This is a genomic window from Microbacterium oxydans (assembly GCF_000956525.1).
Classification (GTDB): Bacteria; Actinomycetota; Actinomycetes; order Actinomycetales; family Microbacteriaceae; genus Microbacterium; species Microbacterium oxydans_A.
The window spans coordinates 182,688-202,902 of sequence record NZ_JYIW01000021.1 but is presented as its reverse complement, the minus strand read 5'-3'; the positions used below and the strand labels follow the sequence as shown (position 1 = coordinate 202,902).

The window sequence follows — 20,215 nt, the reverse complement described above, 5'->3', positions numbered from 1 at the left end:
CCCCCACCCCCACCGACACAGACCCCACCGAGAACGGAGCCGCATGATGAAGGTTCCCTCCATGATCGCCGCCGAGCTGCGGCGGCTCACCGCGAGCAGGATGGGCGTGATCGCGCTCATCGCACTCGTGTGCGTGCCGATCCTCTACGGCGGCCTCTACCTGTGGGCGAACCAGGACCCGTACGCGAAGTTCCCGGATGTGCCGGTGGCGCTCGTGGTGGCTGACGAGGGCGCCCCGACGCCGACGACCGGCAACGAGGCGCCGACCGGTGAGACCGTGAACTACGGCGAGGATGTCGCGGAGAACCTGATCGAGGGGAACGCCTTCGACTGGCAGCGGATGACGGCCGATGAGGCATCCGATGCGCTCCGCGACGGCACCGTCGACTTCACCGTGACGATCCCGACCGACTTCTCGGCGGCGCTGACCTCGGCGGCGGGCGATGCCCCGCATCAGGCCCGCATCGAACTCGAGACCAACGATGCGAACAACTATCTCGCGTCGTCGATGGGCACGCAGGCCGTCGAGAAGATCCGCAGTTCGGTGGCCGAGATGGTCGGCAGCGAGGCGGCGGAACGGCTGCTCACCGGTCTGAGCGATGTGCGCGACAACCTGGTGACGGCCGTGGACGGCGCGACGCAGTTGACGGACGGCGCGAACACCGCGGCATCCGGCAGCACGACGCTCGCCGACGGCGCGGCGCAGCTCGCCGACGGCACGGCGCAGCTCGCGACCGGCGCGCAGACGCTCGCGAGCGGTGCGCAGACGCTCGCGAGCGGAGCGCAGCAGGTCAGTGACGGCAACCGGCAGCTCGCCGACGTCGCCGACCGCGCGGGTTCTGCGGTCCAGCAGGCTGCGAACGCCCTGCCCCAGGTGCGCACCGACATCGCGAATGCGCTGACCGAGCAGGGGTTCACCCCTGAGGAGGTCGATCAGGTGCTCGCGAAGCTCGACCCGCTGGGCGCCCGCCTGCAGGAGGGCAATGCGCAGGTGCAGGGCGCTGTCGGCAAGGTCGATCAGCTCGCCGCCGGCGCCGCATCCCTGGCATCGGGTGCCTCCGAGCTCGCCTCGGGTGCCGGTACGCTCGCTTCCGGCGCCGGCACGGTCGCGACCGGCGCTGCGTCTGCGAACTCCGGGGCGGCGCAGCTGCGCGACGGACTCCAGACGCTGGCGTCCGGCACGGCCGAGCTGCGCGACGGGCTCTCGAGCGGCGTCGACGCCATCCCGGCATCCACTCCCGAACTGCGCACCCTGCAGGCCGACACGATCGCCGACCCGGTGCAGGTGTCGAGCGACAAGGTCGCCTCCGCCGAGGACTACGGCGCAGGCCTCGCCCCGTTCTTCGCCGCGCTGTCGGCCTGGATCGGCATCTACGCGCTCTTCCTGATCGTGAAGCCGATCTCACGTCGGGCGATCACCGCCCTGCACTCCCCCGTGCGCATCACGCTCGCGGGCTGGATGACCCCTGCCATGCTCGGCGCCGTGCAGATGGTCGGGCTGATGGGCATCCTCGCCCTCACGCTCGGCTTCACGTTCAACCATCCGCTCGGCACGCTCGGGGTGATGGTGTTCGCCTCGGCGACGTTCGCGGCGATCATCCTGGCGCTCAACGTCTGGCTCGGGTCGGTGGGGCAGTTCCTCGGACTCGTGCTCATGGTGCTGCAACTGGTCACCGCCGGCGGCACGTTCCCCTGGCAGACGCTTCCCGCCCCCTTGGCCGCGCTGCACCACGTCCTGCCCCTCGGCTATGTCGTCGATGCGATGCGTCAGCTCATGTACGGCGGCAGCATGGGTCGTGCCGGCTGGGACCTCGCGGTGCTCGGGATATGGCTCGTCGGGGCCCTGCTGTTCGCGATGCTCGGCGTCACCCGGATGACGCATCGACGCACCCTGCGCGACTTGCAGCCGAGCCTGATCGGGTGATCCGCTCCGCGCGCGGTGGCCTCTCGGGGGTCCCGCGCGCGGATGCGTGTGGATAGGATGCGAGAGCGCGTCCCCGACACGCGCTTTGGGGCTCGGTGGGACTGAGTCCCACCTGGCTACCCGAAAGTGTTCTCGACGATGATGACCGATTCGCAGACGACCGCCGTCCCCTCGCGCCCCTCGCTCCGCGTCCGCATCGGACGCATCGCCTTCCTCGTCGTGGCCGGGATCACGGTGGTCGCGGTCGCTGCGGCGTTCTTCGTGACCTGGACCATTCAGCGCTCGTTCCCGCAGACATCCGGTTCGCTCGAACTCGACGGGCTCTCCGCCGAGGTCACCGTGCAGCGTGACTCGCAGGGCATCCCGACCATCACGGCCGACACCACCGACGACCTGTTCTTCGCCGAGGGGTTCGTGCACGCGCAGGACCGGTTCTTCGAGATGGACTTCCGGCGCCATGTCACGGCAGGACGCGTGGCCGAGATGTTCGGCGAATCGCAGGCGGGGACGGATGCCTTCCTCCGCACGCTCGGCTGGCGCGCGGTCGCCGAGGCCGAGGTCGCCGCGATGGACGAGAAGACCCTCGGCTACTACGAGGCCTATGCCGACGGGGTCAACGCGTATCTCGCGTCGCGCTCCGGAGCCGAGCTCTCGCTGGAGTATGCCGTGATCGGCATGCAGAATCCGGACTACCGCCCAGAGCCCTGGGAGCCCGCGGATTCGGTCGCCTGGTTGAAGGCCATGGCCTGGGACCTCCGCGGCAACATCGAGGACGAGACCGAGCGTGCTCTCCTCGCCGCCGAACTCGACGGCGGCGAGGGCGCGGCTGCAGCTCCGGAGACGCAGGCCCTGCTGGAGAAGCTCTATCCCGCCTATCCCTTCGACGAGAACCCGGTGATCGTTCCGAAGATCTCGACCGTGCCGGATGCCGGAACCGACGCGGATGCCGCATCGGCGACGTCGCCCCAGGACCCGGGCATGCAGGAGGCGAGCACCACGATCGAGTGGGAGGAGACCTCCGGCGTGATCGAGGCGGCCAGCATCCTGGTCGGCGATCTGGGTGAGGGGATCGGGTCGAACTCGTGGGTCGTCTCCGGCTCGCTCACCGAATCAGGGATGCCGCTGCTGGCCAACGATCCGCACCTCGGCGCCTCGCTGCCGTCGGTCTGGTACCAGGTGCAGCTCAAGTGCTCGACGGTCGATGACGACTGCCCCTTCGATGTCGGCGGATTCTCGTTCTCTGGACTTCCAGGGGTCGTCATCGGGCACAACCAGAGCATCGCCTGGGGCTTCACCAACCTCACCACCGATGTGACCGACCTCTACGTCGAGCGGATCGAAGGCGATCAGTACTGGCGTGACGGCGCGCTCGTGCCGCTCGACGAGCGCACCGAGACCATCAAGGTCGCGGGTGGCGACGACATCGAGCTGACCATCCGCTCGACCGGCCACGGGCCGATCATCTCCGGACTGACCGACGACGACACCGCCATCGCGGATGACCCGCTTCCCGGGCTGACGGTCGACCCTTCGACGAGCTCAGGGACCCAGGGCGGAGGCTCAGGGGCCCTGACGGTGCCCGGCGAGGATGCCGAGTACGCGGTGAGCCTCCGGTGGACCGCGCTCGATCCCGGCACCGCCGCGACCGCCATCTTCGCGCTCTCGACCGCGCAGGACTTCGATGGGTTCCGAGCAGCGGCATCCCTCTTCGACGTGCCGGCACAGAATCTCATCTACGCCGACACCTCGGGCAACATCGGCTACCAGACACCCGGCCGGCTGCCGATCCGCGGAGCCGGCGACGGATGGATGCCGCAACCGGGGTGGGACAGCAGGTACGACTGGACCGGATTCATCCCCTTCGACGAGCTTCCGGTGTCGTACAACCCGAGCTCTGGGTACATCGTGACGGCGAACAACGCGATCGTCGCAGACGACTACGCCTACTTCCTGTCGCGGGACTGGGACTACGGCTATCGTGCGGCGCGGATCGTGCACCTGATCGAGCGCAGGGCGGCGGCAGCCCCGCTCACCGCGGAGGACATGCGCGAGATCCAGATGGACAGCGAGATGTGGATCGGCAACCGACTGGCCACGGCACTCGACGACGTCGAGGTCTCCGGTGCCGGACCGAAGGCCGCCATCGAGCTGCTGCAGAACTGGGATGCGCAGAATGCGGCATCCTCCGCCGGTGCCGCCTACGCGAACGTGCTGTGGTCGAACCTCGTGCAGAACATCTTCGCCGACCGTGCCCAGCCCCTGCCCAGCGACGGGCACGGTCGCTTGTTCACGGTCGTCTCCAGCATGCTCGACGACCCCGCCGACCCGCTCTGGACCAATGAGAAGCTCGGCGTCTCCGGCATGCCCGAGATGCTGGCGCGGTCGGCGGAGGATGCCTACGAGGAGCTGTCCGCCAGACAGGGCACCGACGTCGACCGGTGGAACTGGGGCGATCTGCACGCGATCACGCTCACGAGCGACACACTCGGCTCGTCCGGGATCGCACCGATCGAGGCGCTGTTCAACCGCGGACCGTACTCGGTGAGCGGTGGGGCCTCGGTCGTGAACGCGACGGGCTGGGAGATCGGATCCGACTATTCGACGACGACCGTTCCGTCGATGCGCATGGTCGTCGATCTCGCCGACCTGGACGCCTCGTCGTGGAACCACCTGACCGGCGCATCCGGGCACGCGTTCCATGCGAACTACACGGACCAGACCGCGGACTGGGCGGCCGGCGTCCAGCAGCCCTGGGCGTTCTCGCCGAAGAAGGTGGATGCCGCGACCGTCGACACGCTGGTGCTCACGCCGGCGGGCTGATGCCCGGGCCTCCGCCCCCTGGGTCCCTGAGCCCGCCGAAGGGCTGACCCCGTCGAACCCCTGGGTCCCTGAGCCCGTCGAAGGGCTGGCCTCCTGGGTCCCTGAGCCTGTCGAAGGGCGAAGGGGCCACCCAGCCGGGTCGGATAGCGTTGACGGGTGCCATCCAGTTACCTCGCCCCGAAGGGCACCCCTGTCACGCTCCTCGAGTTCGAGCATGCCGGAGCGACGCTGATCGCCGAGTCCTTCGGCGAGGGAGCGCACACGTTCCTGCTGCTGCACGGGATCGGCATGGGTCGCAGCGTCTATCTCGATGTGGTGCAGCGGCTCCGCGGTCGCGTGATCGCCCTCGATCTTCCCGGGTTCGGCGAGGCCCCCGAGCCCACGCGCACCCTGACGATGGAGCGCCACGCCGATCTCGTCGCCGCCTACCTGCGTCACGTCGATGCCGGACCGGTCGTGGTGATCGGCCACTCGATGGGCAGCCAGATCGCGGCGGAGCTCGCGGCGCGGCATCCGTCCCTCGTCGAAGGCGTGATCCTCGCGGGGCCCACGGTCAACAAGGCCGCCCGCAACATCGCAGCGCAGGCGAGCTATCTACTCACCGACCTGGTCGGCGAAAGACCGCTCGTGATCTGGCGCGGCGCGCGGGAGTACCTGCGCGGCGGTCCGCACCTGTTCCGCAAGATGCGTGCGACCATCGCCCATCAGCCGGAGAAGGCATTCGCTCGGATCGAGTGCCCCGTGCTGGTGCTGCGCGGCGAGAGCGACCCGCTGGCGCCGATGAGCTGGTGCCAGGAGATCATCGATGAGATCCCCGGTGCAGACCTGAAGGTGATCCCGGACCACGGTCACGGGACGCTGATCAGCGACTCCCAGCCGGCCGCACGGCTGATCCAGCACTTCGCGGATCGGCTCTGACTCAGGGGTAACGGCGGAACATGACGAAGTCCCTGTTGGACTCGTCGATCGCCTTCGTCAGCGCCGGGTCCGCCGCGAAGCCGTCAGGGTCGGGCTTCCGCGCCGGGCGGGGCCGCCACATCAGCACCCCGAACCACACGACGATGACCGCCCCCGTGATCACGAAGAAGGTGTCCATGCTGGGCACGGTACCGCGACCTCGACGTGTTGTCCAGCGTTCGTCCGCGGTCGCATGCGCGCCCTGTTCACGATTCAGCAAGAATCACCGTGAATCGGACTCGAAGGCCCCTGCGGGCGGCTTGTCCGAGTTCTTGCTGAATTGTGAACGCCCGAACGCCCGAACGGCCGAACGGCCGAACGCCCGAACGCCCGAACCCGAGCCCGCTGCGCCTCAGCCTGCGGCGGGCGGCGTCTGCTTCGAGTCGGCGAGCTCGTCGACCACGAGCGTGTGCTGATCGGTGGTGCCGTTGCGGTACGCCTGGCGGCCGACCATGTGCGCCGACAGCGGCGCGGTCGCGAACTGCATCAGCACGACCGGCGTCACCAGGGCGAGACCGAGCAGGATGCCGCCGACACTGCGCTGCGAGAGCGCCACGGCGAGGCAGATGAGCACCAGGCCGAGCACCTGGGGCTTGGTCGCCGCGTGCAGCCGCGACGGCACATCACGGAAGTGCAGCAGGCCCACCGCGGCCGAGAGGCAGAGGATCGCACCCAGCAGGATCAGCACGAGCACGGCGACGTCGATGACGGCATCGGGGATCATCAGACCGAAGACATTCATGGTGCCGTGTTGTCCCGTCTCGCCACGAAGCGTGCGACCGCGATCGAGCCGAAGACGCCGATCGCAGCGATGATCAGCATCACCGGGATGCTGCGGGTGTGGCCGTTGATCGCCATCTCGGCACCGAGCACGCACATCACCTCGGTGAGCAGCACATCGGATGCGACGGCTCGGTCGAGGATCGACGGGCCGCGCACGACGCGGATCAACGTGAGGATCGCCGCGATACCGAACACGATCATGATCAGGAGCAGCAGCACGTTCATCGGACACCGCCCTTCAACGAACCGGCGCGTTCATCGGCCTTGAGTGCACGGTACTGCGCCGGGTCTCCCAGTGCACGCACGATGCGTCGCTCCCACAGCAGCACGCCGGCTCGCTGCTGTTCGACGTCTGCGCGGTTGCGCACGCCGATCACGTGCAGGTAGAGGATGCGACGGTCGCGGTCGGCCTCGACGATGAGCGATCCGGGGATCAGCGAAGCGGTGACGGCGACGTGCGTCATCACCAGATCGTCGGCGTAGCGCAGCGGCACCGCGATGATCGCGGCTCCGGGCTGGCGGCGGAAGTCGAACACCTGCACCGTGACCGAGAGCGCGCCCCTGACGACCGCGAACAGGAACTGGACCACGAACAGGAAGCCGTACCAGAGGTTGATCCGGCCGGAGAGCGCGATCGTCGGCAGTCGGAAGACCCTCGTGACGAAGATCGCGACCACGAGTCCGGTGAGGAACGACAGCACGGTGAACTGGGCCCACAGCAGCATCCACAGCACCACGAGCCACGCGAGGAACGGCAGCTGCGAGCCGATGTCGCGCCACAGGTGGCCCTTGTTGCGCGGGCTCATCCGCCGACCTCATCCTGCAGCTGCACCAGGCTGACCGGCTCGAGCAGCGTCGCGCCGATCCGATCGCACAGGGCGTAGAGGGGTCCGGCGAAGACGGTGAGCGCGATGGTCACTCCGACCATGCCTGCGGTGGAGACCGTCATGATCTTCGGGATGCGGCGACGCTCCTGCTGCTCGTCGGCGGCCGGCGCGTTGCCGAGGTACGAGATGCGGCCCTCGGTCTCGCTCGAGTCCTCCTCCTCGCGCCAGAAGGCGAGGTTCCAGGCGCGCATCAGGGCATAGAGGGTGAGCAGCGAGGTGACGATGCCACCGATGATCAGCACGATCATGAGCGGGGTGCCGACGGATGCCGCCGCCTCGAAGAGCGCGAACTTGCCGATGAATCCGGAGAACGGCGGGAGCCCGCCCAGGTTGATCGCCGGCACGAAGTAGAGCACCGCGATCACCGGCGCGACCTTCAGCAGCCCCTTCACCCTGAGGATCGATGTGCTGCCGGCTCGACGTTCCACGAGGCCGACCGCGAGGAACAGGGTCGTCTGCACGACGATGTGGTGGACGATGTAGTACACGGTCGCGCCGATCGCCGCCGGTGTGGCGATCGCCAAGCCGAAGATCATGTACCCGACGTGGCTCACGAGGGTGAACGACAGGATTCGTTTGAGCTCGGCCTGCGCGACAGCACCCAGCACGCCGACGATCATGGTCGCGAGCGCCACGATCAGCAGCAGGGTGTCGATGCTGTTGTCGGCGAACAGCTGCGTCTCGGTGCGGATCAGCGCGTACACGCCGACCTTCGTCAGCAGGCCTGCGAAGACCGCGGTGACCGGGGCGGGCGCGGTCGGGTAGGAGTCGGGCAGCCAGAACGACACGGGGAAGATCGCGGCCTTGATGCCGAAGGCGATCACGAGCATCAGGTGCAGCACCAGCTGCGTCTCCTGCGGGAGCTCGGCCATCCGTTCGGCGATCTGCGCCATGTTCACGGTGCCGAGCGCGCCGTAGATCATGGCGATCGCTGCGAGGAACAGGATCGACGACACCAGCGACACGACGATGTACACCGCGCCGGTGCGGATGCGGGATTCGGTGCTGCCGAGCGTGATGAGCACGTACGACGCCACGAGCAGGATCTCGAAGCCGACGTAGAGGTTGAACAAGTCGCCCGCGATGAACGCGTTGAAGATACCTGCCGCGAGGATCAGGTACGAGGGGTTGAAGATCGAGATCGGGGTCTCATCGGCACCGTCGGCGACGCCCTGACCGATCGAGAACAGGAGCACCGCGAGCAGCACGATGCTCGAGATCAGCACCAGCAGGGCGGCGAGCCGGTCGACGTAGAGCACGATGCCGAAGGGCACCGGCCATCCGCCCACCGAGACCGCGATGGGCTCGCCGGCATCCACCGCCACGAGCAGCACGGCCGCGATCACCGACACAGCGGCGAGTGTCAGCACCGTGACGAGCACCTGCAGCCGGGCGTTGCGACCGAAGATCAGGGTGATCGCGGCGCCGAGCAGCGGCAGGCCGACGAGCAGGGGAACGAGCACGCTCACGAGCGGTCCTCCCCGTCATCGGCCGGCTTGCGCTGCGGGTGCGGCTCGTCGTCCCCCGTGTACGGGCGCGAGGGCAGGTCGGTGGGGGCGTCGTCCTGGATGGCGGAGTGGTCTCGCATGTGGAGCACCGTGATCGGGGCGGTCTGCACGCCCACGAAGTCGGTGGTGGCCTCGTCGTCTTCCGTGTCGGCCTCGTCGTCCATGAGGTCTTCGTCTGCATCGGTGCGCTCGCGGAGCGCGATGTCTGCCTCGTCGTCCTCGACCGTGTCGGCCTGACCCAGCTGCCAGGAGCGGTAGATCAGCGCGAGCAGGAAGGCGGAGACGGCGAAGGTGATCACGATCGCGGTGAGGGTGAGCGCCTGAGGCAGCGGGTCGCTCACGTCTCCGTCCGCGTCGTAGAACGGGGCTCGTCCCGGCACACCCATCACGATCAACAGCAGCAGGTTGGTGGCGTTGCCGAGCAGCAGGAAGCCGATCAGCACGCGGGTGAGGCTGCGCTCGAGCATCGCGTAGACGCCGCAGGCGAACAGCACGGCCATGATGACGATCAGGGTCAGCGAGACATCCATCAGTTGCTCACCACCCGCTCGCGCATCTCCTGCGCCTGGCGGTCGACCTCGGCGCCGAGGCTGCGCAGCACGTCGAGCACGAGCCCGATCACCACGAGGTACACGCCGATGTCGAAGATGGTCGAGGTCACGAACTCCATGTGCCCGATGCCGGGGATCTCCCACTCCCAGAACGAGCTGGTGAGCGGTGCGAGGCCGAAGAACAGCGGGATGATCGCCGTGCCGACCGCGAGGATGAGCCCTGCGCCGAGCAGTCGACCGGCATCCGTCGGCGCGGCGGCGCCGAGCTCCCACCTGCCACCGGCGATGTAGCGCATGACGAGCGCCATGCCGGCGACCAGACCACCGGCGAAGCCACCGCCCGGCAGGTTGTGGCCGGCGAAGAGCAGGAAGATCGACACCACGATGATGGTGTGGAAGAGGATGCGGACGATCACCTCGAGCAGGATCGACCGGTTCTCCGGTTTCATCTTCTGACCGCCGACGAGCCACGCCCGAGGGCTGCTCTCGTTCTCCGCGGTCTGGAAGCGGATGCCGTCGGTCGTCTCGACCAGGGGCCGGCTGCGCGCAGCCTTGCGGGTGGCGCGCGGGAGCACCTTGGTCGCGGCGAGCAGGTCGGCCCGATGGGTGACGAACACGAGGGATGCGACGCCGGTCGCGGCGAGCACGAGCACCGACAGCTCGCCCATGGTGTCCCAGCCACGAAGGTCGACCAGCGCCACGTTCACGACGTTCTTGCCGTGGCCGAGTTCGTAGGCGAGCTTCGGGAAGGCGCCCGAGATCGGGTCGGCGACGCGCGACTGCGTCGCGACCACGGCGATCAGGGCCATCGTGAGGCCGACACCGATGCCGAGCAGGGCACGCGGGATGCGGCCGACCGAGGCGTTGTGCTCGCCCATGCGGGCGGGAAGGCGACGCAGCACGAGTGCGAAGGTGACCATCGTCACGGTCTCGACGAGGATCTGCGTGAGCGCGAGGTCGGGGGCGCCGCTGGTCGCGAACAGCGCGACCATGCCGAGCCCGGTCACCGAGACGAGCACCACGCCCGTGTACCGCTTCTGCGCGCGGACCGCGAAGATGCCGGCGGCGGCCATGATCGGCGCGACGACGATCTGCGCGGGGGTGTGCCAGGCGGAGAGGTTGAACCGGTCGATGTCGCTCGCGACGAGCGCGGTGACCTCGGCCGCGACGAAGACCACGAAGATCGTGCCGACGTAGACGGGGAGCGAACCACGCTGCGTGAGCGTCGTGCTGAGCACCGACAGCCGGTCGACGCCGCGCATGACGAGGTAGTAGGCGTCGGCGGCGGTGAAGCGCAGCAGACGCGGCTTGCGGTCCCAGCCGGTGCGGCGCGTCAGCAGGAACAGGCCGATGCCGAGCAGGATCGTCAGGATCGAGATGCCGAGGGCCGGCTCGAAGCCGTGCCAGAGCGCCAAGTGCCCAGGCCCCTCGGTCGCGTCGCCGGTCGCGGGGTCGAGGCCGGGGGTCGCGGTGAGGGCGTAGCCCTGCAGCGCGATGTCGAGCGCCGGAGCGCCGATGCCTGCCGCGAGCGTGACGCCGGCGAGGATGATCGGTGCCGACAGGAATCCGACCGGCGGGTCCGGCCACGCCGTCGCGGGCATCTGCTGACCCTGCGCGTCGCGTTTGGTCCAGAACGCTCCCCAGAGGAATCGCACGCCATATGCCGCGGTGAGCATGGAACCGAGTCCGACGCCGATGATCGCCACGAGCCCCCAGACGGAGCCGCCCAGCGCGTCGTCGAGCAGTGCGGTGAGGGTGGACTCCTTCGCGACGAATCCGATGGTCGGGGCGATGCCGGCCATCGAGGCCACCGAGATGAACGCGGCGGTCGCCATGACCGGAGCCTGTCGTCCGACGCCGGAGAGCTCGGTGATGTCACGGGTGGAGAGCTGACGGTCGATCACGCCGACGATCAGGAACAGCGCCGACTTGAACAGGGCGTGCCCGATCACCAGCGCGAGGCCGGCGAGCGCTGACGCCTGGGTGCCGTAGCCGACCACGAGGGCGAAGAAGCCGAGCTGGCTCACGGTTCCGAAGGCGAGGATGCGTTTGAGGTCGGTCTCGCGGAGCGCCTGGATGCCGCCGAGCAGCATCGTGATGATGCCGAGCGTGATCACGATCGGCCGCCAGGGGGCGCTGAACGCGAAGATCGGCGCGAAGCGCGCGATCAGGTAGATACCGGCCTTCACCATCGCGGCTGCGTGCAGGTACGCACTGACCGGGGTGGGCGCTGCCATCGCACCGGGGAGCCAGAAGTGGAAGGGGAAGAGGGCCGACTTGCTGATGGCACCGATCAGGAGCATCACGATCGCGGCATCGATCACCGGTCCGGTGGGGGCGAGCACCAGGATCTCGCGGATGCTGGATGTGCCGGCGTCGACGACCAGCAGCACCACGCCGACGAACATCACGAGCCCGCCGAGGGTCGTGACCAGCAGTGCCTGCAGGGCGGCACGTCGGCTGGCGGCACGTCGTCGGTAGTGACCGATCAGGAGGTACGAGAGGATGCTCGTCACTTCCCAGAACATGACGAGCATCACCAGATCGTCGGTGAGCACGAGGCCGTACATGGCGCCGGCGAAGCCGAGCAGGACCCCGGCGAACTGGCCGATCCCGGCCGAGTCGTCGTGGAAGTACCAGCGGCAGTAGAGGAGCACGAGTGCTCCGACGCCGGTCACGATCAGGGTGAGCACCCAGCCCAGCACGTCCATGTGCATGGAGAGGTTGAGTCCGAGCTGCGGGATCCACGACAGCGAGACGTACGGCGAATCGCCGTCGAGCACCTGCGGCGTCATCACGAGCGCATGCGCGAAGGCGGCGGCCGGAACGAGGGCCGCGAACGCGAAGGCCTGCGCCCCGAGCCAGCGGACCAGCACGGGCATCAGCAGCGACCCGAGGAGGAACACGGCGAGGAGCGTCAGCATATACGCGGCTCCTCGAAGCTCGTCGGCCGGTGGGCTCAGGCGGGCGGATGTGTGTCCAGTTTACCGGGCGATCGGGGTCTTCGGCTCCATGGTCCTTCGTTCGGGAGCACTCAATGGCTCTTTTCCGCCCCGAATCACAGCATTCTGCCCAATGAAACCCGCCTGGAAAGAACATTCAGTCTCGTCCGCCTGCACCACGTGCGATGCCGCGCCGTCGTGGGAGAGTAGCGACCATGCAACGGGCGTGGGTGCGGGAGACGGCGGGGTGGCTCGGCGCCCTCGCGATCGCCCTGATCGTGAGCGGCCAGGTGGCGGCATCCGCTCGTGCCGATCTGCTGTTCCGCGACGGAGATTCGCTCGTCGTGGCGATGTTCGCCCGCGCGATCCTCGGTGGCACCGCCTCGGACTGGGCGATGTCGAGTGTGCTCTTCCTGCCGGAGTCGACCGTGTTCGCCGGCCTCGATGCGGTGCTGCCGTTCGACGTGAACGGCGTGCTCGCGGCGAGCGCGGTGCTGAATCTGCTCGCGCTGTACGGCGCGTTCCGCGTGGCGGCAGGGCGCGCCAGTGACGGCATGGCGCCAGTGGCCTGGTCGGTCATCGCGCTCGGCGTGTTCGGACTGCTCGCCGTCTCCGATCTCTCGGGCTCGCGCGATGCGTTGGACCTCGCATCGCTGCAGCTGACCACGACGTACTACTCCGCGACCGTCGTCGCGGTGGTGCTGGCGGTCGGGCTGGCGCGCAGATACCTCGAGCACACCGGACGCGGACTCGCGCTGCTCTTCGTGCTCGGCGCCGTGGCCACGATCTCGACCCTGTCGAACCCGCTCTTCGCGGTGTGGGCAGGCGTGCCGCTCACCGTCATCCTCGGCGCCCTGAGCATCCGTCGCGGTGGCAGGACGCGGATGCTTTCCGTGCTCGCCGTACTGCTCGGTGGCGTCATCATCGGCTTCCTGGCACGTATTCCATTCTCGGCATGGATCGCCAACACCGGCGCAGGCTACGTGCAGCCCGAGCACTGGATGGAGTCGCTCGCCTCCTACGCCCACCTGCTCGGCGAGCGTCTGGCCTCGCCGCTCGGCGTGATCGCGGGCGTGCTCACGCTCGCGCTGCTCGTGCTCGCCGTGCTGCGGTCGATCCGCGCCGCGCAGACGGGAGCGCGGCTGGTCGCCCTGTCCGCGTGGGTCATCCCGGTGCTCGTGGTGATCGGAGCGATCGCGCTGGGTACCCATGCCGCTCGGTACCTGCAGCCGGTCGCCTTCGCACCGGTGCTGGCGCTCGTCGCATACCCACGGGCGCTGGCGCTCCCCGCTCGCGCCGCCCGGCAGTCGGTCACAGCGGTCGCCGTGGTGCTGCTGTTCGGGTCGGCGCTCAGCATCCCCCGCCTGATCTCGTCCACAGAGGCGCCCGACGCCGATCTCACCTGCGCGACCGACTGGGTGAACGAGTCCGGTCGCACCGGCGCCGGGCAGTTCTGGACGGTTCGCCTGCCCAAGCTGCACCTCGATGATCCTGCGCGCCTGGTGCAGGTCGACCACATGCTGAACGGCTACACCTGGCTGGTCGACCGCCGAGATCTCGATGTCGGCGCGGTGTCGTTCCTCATCGAGGACGCGCAGACGGTGCAATGGCAGCTCCCGAACCCAGCCATCCCTGAGCAGATCGTCGACTGCGGGCGCTACCGCATCCTCGACTTCGGTGACACGACGCTCCAGCTCGGGCCCGCGCACAGCTGACTCGAGCTGCGCGCGCTGGCGCGGGAGCGAACTCAGCGCGCGGGTGGCGGAGCGGTCGTGGTGCCGGCGCGGAAGCGGCACGTGAAATGCTGCGTCTCGCCGGGGAGCCCGTTCAGCATCCGAGCGACCTGCTCGCCCGCCGCGCGCCCCTTGTCGACCGCGGGTTGCACGCTCGTGGTCAGCAGCAGGCCGCCGAGACCGTCGACCTCGATCCCGTCGAACCCGGCGACGGAAACATCTTCCGGCACGCGGAGTCCGAGTTCCTCGGCGGCGCGGATCACGCCGACCGCGAGCAGGTCGCTCTGCGCGATCACCGCGGTCGGGCGGCTGTCCGGGTCGGCGAGCAGCGCGCGGCCGACGATGATCCCCTCGTCGATCAGGCTGCCGGATGCCGAGATCGCCGGCGCCGCAGGGAAGACGCGCCGAAGCCCTTCGAGCCGATCGATCGTCACGTCGGTGGTCGCGGTCGCGAGGCGTTCCTCGGTGATCGGTCCCCGCGTGCGGTCCGCGTCGAGTGAGAGCGTGACGAACGCGACGTCCGTATGCCCGAGGTCCTTCACATGCTGCGCGACCGCGGCTGACGCGGCGGCGTTGTCGAGCGTGATTCGCGGGATGTCCCCGCCAGCGTCACCCTCGATCACGACGACCGGAAGGCCGCGGCCCCGGACGATCTCGAGCGAGGCCCTGGTGCGTCCGGAGCATCCGATCAACACGAACGCGTCGACCGGTGCGCTGGCCAGCGCGGAGCCGTCTTCGCCGGGTTCGTCGCGCATGAGCAGGATGCCGGCGCTGAGTTCGGCCAGTCCGTCGGTGAGGCCGTCCATCATCGCTGTCGTCACCGGGTCGAGGAACGCGGCGCGGAGATGCCCCTCGAGCACGACCGCGACGATGCCGCTCCGCCCTCGGCGCAGCGACGCCGCTCGGGGATCGGGTCCGGTATAGCCGAGATCGGACGCCGCTGCCAGCACGCGCTCCCGCGTCGCCTCGGCGACCTTGGCCTTGCCGCTGAACACCACGGATGCGGTCGAGGTGGCCACTCCCGCCTGGCGCGCGACGTCTGCGATGGTCGCTCGACGCGGCGTCTCGTGACTGGTCATCCTTCGAGGATAGCCGTCTTCCGTTCCCACGGGTCGAATCGATTCGATAGGCTGTGCGACATGGAATCCGTCCTCACCCGTTCCCAGTTCGTCCGCTGGCGTGCAGCGATCTTCGCGATCTTCTTCGCCAGTGGGCTCTCGATCGCGACCTGGGCGTCTCGTGTGCCGAGCATCAAGGCAGATCTCGGTCTCGACAATGCGCAGGTGGGATTGATTCTGCTCGGCATGGGAATCGCATCGATCATCGGCATCTCGACGAGCCCTGCAGTCGTCGCCCGCACTGGCGCTCGGCGGGGGATGCTCGTCACGATGCTGCTCTTCGCGGTCGGCATCACGCTCGTCGGGCTGGGTGCCACGCTGTTCGCCTCGGTCCCCCTGGTGCTCGTCGGCATGGTGCTGTTCGGCTTCGGCAACGGCAGCCTCGACGTCATGATGAACGTCGAGGCGACGGCGATCGAGCAGCAGATGGGGAAGACCGTGCTGCCCGTGTTCCACGCGTTCTTCAGCTTCGGCACGGTCATCGGAGCCGGCGTCGGGGCTCTCGCCGCGCACCTCGCCGCGACCGTGGCCGTGCACGCATCGATCATGGGCGCGCTCATCGTCGTCGTCGCGGTGGTCTGCTTCTTCCAGGTGCCGTCGCGCGAGGCTGCTCTCGACCCTACTCCGGGCGAGAAGCAGTCGTGGCGGGCCCGCATGCACGTGGCGCTCGAGGCGTGGCGCGAACCCCGCACCTACCTGATCGGCGTCGTCATGCTCGGTATGTCGTTCGCGGAAGGTGGTGCGAACGACTGGATCGCCCTCGGCACCGAGCAGGGTCACGGCTTCACGTCAGGCACCGGGGCGATCGCGCTCGCGGTGTTCTCGGTCGGCATGACCGTGGTCCGCATCTTCGGTGGTCCGCTCGTCGATCGATTCGGCCGGGTCGCCGTGCTTCGTATCCTCGCGGTGGCGGCGGCATCCGGCATCCTGCTTTTCATCCTCGGCCCCTCCCTGCCGCTCGTCCTCGTCGGCGCCGCGCTCTGGGGCATCGGCGCCTCGCTCGGGTTCCCGCTCGGTATGTCGGCCGCAGCGGATGACCCCGCGAAGGCAGCCGCGCGGGTCAGCGCCGCTGCGACGATCGGCTACGTCGCTTTCCTCGGCGGACCGCCGGTGCTCGGCTTCATCAGCGAGCACATCGGCCTGCTGAACACGCTGTTCATCCTGGTCGCCCTCGTCGTGGCATCCGGTCTGTTCTCGGGAGCTGCCCGCCCGCTGCGCGAGGACGAGAAGACCGTCGTGCCGGCGACGCGCGCGTGATCGGCGAAGGCGGCGGTCACGGCGTCGGATGCCGTTAGGCTCGACGGGTGCGTCTCGTCATCGCCCGCTGCTCCGTGGACTACACGGGCCGGCTCAATGCCCATCTTCCGCTTGCCACGCGTCTGCTCGTGCACAAGGGAGACGGGAGTCTGCTCGTGCACTCCGACGGCGGCAGCTACAAGCCTCTGAACTGGATGAGCCCGCCGTGCTCGCTCTCCAGTGAGGAGCCGGGCGAGGAGGAGTCGAGCGCTGGCGTCGTCGAGGTCTGGCGCGTCACGCACAAGAAGACCGGCGACGCGCTGCGCGTGCAGATCTACGAGATCCTCCACGACACCTCGCACGAGCTGGGCATCGATCCCGGCCTGCAGAAGGACGGCGTCGAGGCAGATCTGCAGCGACTCCTCGCCGAGCAGGTGGATCGCATCTCCGAGGGGGCGACGCTGGTCCGTCGCGAGTACCCCACGGCGATCGGCCCCGTCGATCTGCTGGTTCGGGATGCCGACGGCGCCGCGATCGCGGTCGAGATCAAGCGCCGTGGCGACATCGACGGCGTGGAGCAGCTCACCCGCTACCTCGAACTGCTCGGTCGCGATCCGCACCTCTCCCCCGTGCAGGGCGTCTTCGCCGCGCAGGAGATCAAGCCGCAGGCCCGCGTGCTCGCCGAGGACCGCGGCATCCGCTGCCTTGTGCTCGACTATGACGACATGAAGGGCATCGAGTCCGGCATCCCCCGACTGTTCTGAGCATCGGCGATCGTCGGCTGCCCGTGCGCCTCAGCGCACCGGGATCAGGTGCCGCGGTGGGCCTTCCAGTCGCGCGATCGCGACCTTGACCTCGGTGACCGCATGCTCCACCGCGAGCAGGCGATCGCCGACGCGGTCGAGTCGCGCTCCGAGCTTCTCGTCCTGCGCATCGAACCGCGCATCGAACGCGACGAACCGTGCGTCGACCGCAACGAATCGCTCGTCGACCGCAGCGAACCGTGCGTCCATCTTCACTTCCAGCTGCGCGATCCGCGTGTCCATCTGATTGGCGAACCAGCCGAAGCAGCCGAACATCGCGATGACGATCGTCACGACGCTTCCGATCATGGTGATCACTTCCATCGACACGAACATCCCTCCATTCTGATCCGGTCGACCGAGCCTGTCATGCCCCGGGAATGGGGGTCTTCACACGCGCACGGATGGCGGAGTGTGCCGCTCTCTGCACACCTGTGCAGGAACAGTCGGCCGGACGAAGTCGACCACCCGAAGCCCATAGGCTGGAAGGCATGGCCTCTTCTCCGTACTCCTGCGTGCTCTGGGACGTCGACGGCACCATCGTCGACGCATCGGTCGGCATCCTCCGTCGCCTGAACGTCGCCCTCACACACTTCGGGCACCCGGCTCCGACCCGCGAGGAGCTGGTGCACTGGATCGGTCCGCCGATGTTCCAGTCCTTCCAGGACCAGGCAGGCATGACGCCGGAGCAGTCCGCCGAGGCGGTCTCGTTCTACCGCGCCCTCGGCAAGGCCGACGGGTACACGACCGACGTGCGCACGTACCCGGGAGTCACCGAACTCATCCACGACCTGCACGCCGCCGGAGTGCCGCAGGCCACCGCGAGCTCGAAGCCCGAGAACCAGGTCGACGCACTCATCGATCACTTCGAACTGCGCCCCGCCTTCCTCACCACCGTCGGCGCAACGCCCGACGAGTCGACGCTCGCGTCGAAGACCGACATCGTCGCGGAGGCACTGCGCCGCCTGACCGTGCTCGGTGCCGATGTCTCGCGACCCGTGCTCATCGGAGATCGCCACCACGATGTCGAAGGCGGCAACGCGAACGGCGTGCCGGTCATCTTCGTGGAGTGGGGCTTCAGCGAGCCGAGCGAAGGCGACGAGGCGGCGTTCCGCGCAGCGACGGTCGAGGATCTGCGGGCGCTGCTGCTCGCCTGATCACGGGCGGACAGCGGGAGGAATCACGTCCGAACGCACAGAACTCCCCACCGGAACCACGCTTTCGCGCGAATCCCGTCGGGGAGTTCTGTGCAATCGCCGCCTCAGAGGGGGCGGATGTTCTCAGCCTGCAGGCCCTTGGGGCCCTGCGCCACGTCGAACTCGACTCGCTGGTTCTCTTCGAGAGACCGGTAGCCGGATGACTCGATGGCGGAGTAGTGCGCGAAAACGTCAGCGCCGCCGTCGTCGGGGGAGATGAAGCCGAAGCCCTTCTCCGAGTTGAACCACTTGACCGTGCCCTGGGTGCTCATGTACTGCCTGTTCTGCTGATGAAGAAGCCGACGCAGGTATGCCCCGACAACGCTAACGCTAGTGGAGGAGGCCCCGAGGGGAACACCCCCATCGAGAAGGTAACCCAAATGTTGCATGAGCGGAATCTGGTCGTCATCCCTCGGACCGGCCGACAGCGACGTCGACCTGCCCCAGAAAATGGTGTGGCCCCCACCGCGGGGGGAGCGATGGGGGCCGAAGACGACCGGAGGGTGCGTCAGGTTCCAGCATAACCCCTCTTTTCGATCTTTGTCCCCCAAATGGGGGACAAAACGAAAAAAAGATGCGAGGATGGTCGATAGCGGCCCCCTCGAATAGTCCATTGGGGACTGAACTACTCGAGAGGGCCCAATCGCATGCACGGATCGTCCTGCCTCTGGGGAAGGCTTCCCGTCTTCTGGGGATGACGGAGACGATCAATTCCCCTTGTGCATGCACCTTCACCATAGGGGAGTAAGCACGATCACGCTATGGAATCTTGTTCCAGACGGCGGGCCGTGGAAGGTGGGGAACTGATCCGCGAGGATCGCAGGTTTCGGGAGGAGGCAGGGCGAACAGCACGGAGGCACCTCCGTCGTCCTGTCTCCCTCGAATCCGCGAGGCCCGCCGGTACCCTGAAGCGGTGACCATGCTGAACAAGGACATGACGCTCTGCATCTCGCTGTCGGCGAGACCGAGCAACAACGGCACCCGCTTCCACAACTTCCTCTACGAGGCGCTCGACCTCAACTGGATCTACAAGGCGTTCGCGCCCACCGACCTCGGTCAGGCCATCGCCGGCGTGCGCGGTCTCGGTATCCGGGGCTGCGCGATCTCGATGCCGTACAAGGAGGATGTGATCGATCTCGTCGATCGCATGGACGCGTCGGCGACCGCCATCGCCTCGGTGAACACGATCGTCAACGACGACGGCGTGCTCACGGCATACAACACCGACTACTCCGCGATCGCGCAGCTGATCGAGCGGAACGCGCTGGATCCCGCCTCGACCGTGCTGCTGCGCGGGTCGGGCGGCATGGCCAAGGCCACCGCCGCCGCCTTCCGCGACGCCGGGTTCGCGCAGGTCACGATCGCCGCGCGCAACGAGAGCCGCGGTCGCGCACTGGCCGATCTGTACGGCTTCGACTGGACAGCGGATGCCGAGTCGGTCACCGCGGACGTGATCGTCAACATCACCCCGATCGGCATGGCCGGAGGCGCAGACGAGCACGCCTTGTCGTTCACGGACGCGCAGATCGCCGCCGCCTCGGTGGCCTTCGATGTGGTCGCCCTCCCCGCCGAGACGCCGCTGATCGCCGCGGCACGGGCTGCCGGCACGACGGTCATCACGGGGGCCGAGGTCGCGACGCTGCAGGCGCTCGAGCAGTTCGTGCTCTACACCGGCATCCGTCCCACTGCCGAGCAGGTGCAGGCTGCCGAGGAGTTCATGCGGGCGCAGTGAGGGCCGCACCCGCGCAGTCGGCATC

General features: G+C 68.3%; 18 protein-coding genes. 8 read left to right on the top strand and 10 right to left on the bottom strand.

All coding sequences use genetic code 11. The features are described from left to right. The first annotated feature begins 46 nt into the window (after positions 1-46). From RS83_RS06315 to RS83_RS06305, 3 genes are all read left to right on the top strand, one after another. Complete coding sequence (locus RS83_RS06315) at positions 47-1,924, top strand: YhgE/Pip domain-containing protein (protein ID WP_045278690.1); 1,878 nt, start codon at positions 47-49, stop codon at positions 1,922-1,924. Positions 1,925-2,062: 138 nt separating this feature from the next. Continuing rightward, positions 2,063-4,744: a penicillin acylase family protein gene (locus RS83_RS06310; RefSeq protein WP_082071557.1), complete on the top strand. Its 2,682-nt coding sequence runs from the start codon at positions 2,063-2,065 to the stop codon at positions 4,742-4,744. Between the two features lie 156 nt (positions 4,745-4,900). Beyond that, on the top strand, positions 4,901-5,662 hold the full coding sequence (locus RS83_RS06305) for an alpha/beta fold hydrolase (protein ID WP_045278663.1): 762 nt from the start codon (positions 4,901-4,903) through the stop codon (positions 5,660-5,662). 1 nt (position 5,663) lies between these two features. Here RS83_RS06305 and RS83_RS18725 read toward each other — a convergent pair whose 3' ends face one another. From RS83_RS18725 to RS83_RS06275, 7 genes are all read right to left on the bottom strand, one after another. Then, positions 5,664-5,840: a hypothetical protein gene (locus tag RS83_RS18725; protein WP_156153137.1), complete on the bottom strand. Its 177-nt coding sequence runs from the start codon at positions 5,838-5,840 to the stop codon at positions 5,664-5,666. Positions 5,841-6,053: 213 nt separating this feature from the next. Then, positions 6,054-6,443, bottom strand: coding sequence for a monovalent cation/H(+) antiporter subunit G (gene mnhG, locus RS83_RS06300; protein ID WP_045278662.1), 390 nt, complete (start codon positions 6,441-6,443; stop codon positions 6,054-6,056). Further along, positions 6,440-6,709, bottom strand: a complete 270-nt coding sequence (locus RS83_RS06295; RefSeq protein WP_045278661.1) for a monovalent cation/H+ antiporter complex subunit F — start codon at positions 6,707-6,709, stop codon at positions 6,440-6,442. Before RS83_RS06295 ends, mnhG begins: the two co-directional genes overlap by 4 nt. After that, complete coding sequence (locus RS83_RS06290) at positions 6,706-7,290, bottom strand: Na+/H+ antiporter subunit E (RefSeq protein ID WP_045278660.1); 585 nt, start codon at positions 7,288-7,290, stop codon at positions 6,706-6,708. The genes RS83_RS06295 and RS83_RS06290 overlap by 4 nt, the downstream gene beginning before the upstream one ends. Then, positions 7,287-8,840 (bottom strand): Na+/H+ antiporter subunit D, encoded by a 1,554-nt coding sequence (locus RS83_RS06285; protein ID WP_045278659.1) that lies wholly within the window; start codon positions 8,838-8,840, stop codon positions 7,287-7,289. Before RS83_RS06285 ends, RS83_RS06290 begins: the two co-directional genes overlap by 4 nt. Beyond that, a complete protein-coding gene (locus RS83_RS06280) occupies positions 8,837-9,409 on the bottom strand; it encodes a Na(+)/H(+) antiporter subunit C (RefSeq protein ID WP_045278658.1) in 573 nt (190 codons plus the stop codon). Before RS83_RS06280 ends, RS83_RS06285 begins: the two co-directional genes overlap by 4 nt. Further along, positions 9,409-12,354, bottom strand: coding sequence for a Na+/H+ antiporter subunit A (locus RS83_RS06275; protein WP_045278657.1), 2,946 nt, complete (start codon positions 12,352-12,354; stop codon positions 9,409-9,411). The genes RS83_RS06280 and RS83_RS06275 overlap by 1 nt, the downstream gene beginning before the upstream one ends. 233 nt (positions 12,355-12,587) lie before the next feature. Here RS83_RS06275 and RS83_RS06270 point away from each other — a divergent pair, with 233 nt between their 5' ends. Continuing rightward, entirely contained in the window at positions 12,588-14,087 is a 1,500-nt protein-coding gene (locus RS83_RS06270; protein WP_045278656.1) for a hypothetical protein, read from the top strand. Between the two features lie 32 nt (positions 14,088-14,119). Here RS83_RS06270 and RS83_RS06265 read toward each other — a convergent pair whose 3' ends face one another. Continuing rightward, entirely contained in the window at positions 14,120-15,184 is a 1,065-nt protein-coding gene (locus RS83_RS06265) for a LacI family DNA-binding transcriptional regulator (RefSeq protein ID WP_045278655.1), read from the bottom strand. Positions 15,185-15,244: 60 nt separating this feature from the next. On the opposite strand from RS83_RS06265, the gene RS83_RS06260 reads away from it, so the two are divergent. After that, positions 15,245-16,480 carry an MFS transporter gene (locus RS83_RS06260; RefSeq protein WP_045278654.1) on the top strand — a complete coding sequence of 412 codons (1,236 nt, stop codon included), beginning with the start codon at positions 15,245-15,247 and terminating at the stop codon, positions 16,478-16,480. Between the two features lie 47 nt (positions 16,481-16,527). Beyond that, positions 16,528-17,223, top strand: a complete 696-nt coding sequence (nucS, locus tag RS83_RS06255) for an endonuclease NucS (RefSeq protein WP_045278653.1) — start codon at positions 16,528-16,530, stop codon at positions 17,221-17,223. 30 nt (positions 17,224-17,253) lie between these two features. On the opposite strand, the gene RS83_RS06250 is transcribed toward nucS, so the two are convergent. After that, positions 17,254-17,598: a hypothetical protein gene (locus tag RS83_RS06250; protein ID WP_045278652.1), complete on the bottom strand. Its 345-nt coding sequence runs from the start codon at positions 17,596-17,598 to the stop codon at positions 17,254-17,256. A 155-nt stretch (positions 17,599-17,753) separates the two neighbouring features. On the opposite strand from RS83_RS06250, the gene RS83_RS06245 reads away from it, so the two are divergent. Next, complete coding sequence (locus tag RS83_RS06245) at positions 17,754-18,419, top strand: HAD hydrolase-like protein (RefSeq protein WP_045278651.1); 666 nt, start codon at positions 17,754-17,756, stop codon at positions 18,417-18,419. A gap of 104 nt (positions 18,420-18,523) precedes the next feature. On the opposite strand, the gene RS83_RS06240 is transcribed toward RS83_RS06245, so the two are convergent. Next, the gene (locus RS83_RS06240) at positions 18,524-18,730 is read right to left on the bottom strand and encodes a cold-shock protein (RefSeq protein ID WP_042540947.1); all 207 of its coding nucleotides are present in this window, start codon (positions 18,728-18,730) and stop codon (positions 18,524-18,526) included. Positions 18,731-19,371: 641 nt separating this feature from the next. Here RS83_RS06240 and RS83_RS06235 point away from each other — a divergent pair. Continuing rightward, on the top strand, positions 19,372-20,190 hold the full coding sequence (locus RS83_RS06235; RefSeq protein WP_197072076.1) for a shikimate 5-dehydrogenase: 819 nt from the start codon (positions 19,372-19,374) through the stop codon (positions 20,188-20,190). The last annotated feature ends 25 nt before the right edge of the window (positions 20,191-20,215 follow it).

What these genes read in the sequence shown, in the direction of transcription:
- RS83_RS06315 (WP_045278690.1), top strand. Translation starts at nt 47, where the DNA reads ATGAAGGTTCCCTCCATGATCGCCGCCGAGCTGCGGCGGCTCACCGCG.
- RS83_RS06310 (WP_082071557.1), top strand. Translation starts at nt 2,063, where the DNA reads ATGATGACCGATTCGCAGACGACCGCCGTCCCCTCGCGCCCCTCGCTC.
- RS83_RS18725 (WP_156153137.1), bottom strand. Translation starts at nt 5,840, where the DNA reads ATGGACACCTTCTTCGTGATCACGGGGGCGGTCATCGTCGTGTGGTTC.
- mnhG (WP_045278662.1), bottom strand. Translation starts at nt 6,443, where the DNA reads ATGAATGTCTTCGGTCTGATGATCCCCGATGCCGTCATCGACGTCGCC.
- RS83_RS06295 (WP_045278661.1), bottom strand. Translation starts at nt 6,709, where the DNA reads ATGAACGTGCTGCTGCTCCTGATCATGATCGTGTTCGGTATCGCGGCG.
- RS83_RS06290 (WP_045278660.1), bottom strand. Translation starts at nt 7,290, where the DNA reads ATGAGCCCGCGCAACAAGGGCCACCTGTGGCGCGACATCGGCTCGCAG.
- RS83_RS06280 (WP_045278658.1), bottom strand. Translation starts at nt 9,409, where the DNA reads ATGGATGTCTCGCTGACCCTGATCGTCATCATGGCCGTGCTGTTCGCC.
- RS83_RS06275 (WP_045278657.1), bottom strand. Translation starts at nt 12,354, where the DNA reads ATGCTGACGCTCCTCGCCGTGTTCCTCCTCGGGTCGCTGCTGATGCCC.
- RS83_RS06270 (WP_045278656.1), top strand. Translation starts at nt 12,588, where the DNA reads ATGCAACGGGCGTGGGTGCGGGAGACGGCGGGGTGGCTCGGCGCCCTC.
- RS83_RS06265 (WP_045278655.1), bottom strand. Translation starts at nt 15,184, where the DNA reads ATGACCAGTCACGAGACGCCGCGTCGAGCGACCATCGCAGACGTCGCG.
- RS83_RS06260 (WP_045278654.1), top strand. Translation starts at nt 15,245, where the DNA reads ATGGAATCCGTCCTCACCCGTTCCCAGTTCGTCCGCTGGCGTGCAGCG.
- RS83_RS06250 (WP_045278652.1), bottom strand. Translation starts at nt 17,598, where the DNA reads ATGTTCGTGTCGATGGAAGTGATCACCATGATCGGAAGCGTCGTGACG.
- RS83_RS06245 (WP_045278651.1), top strand. Translation starts at nt 17,754, where the DNA reads ATGGCCTCTTCTCCGTACTCCTGCGTGCTCTGGGACGTCGACGGCACC.
- RS83_RS06240 (WP_042540947.1), bottom strand. Translation starts at nt 18,730, where the DNA reads ATGAGCACCCAGGGCACGGTCAAGTGGTTCAACTCGGAGAAGGGCTTC.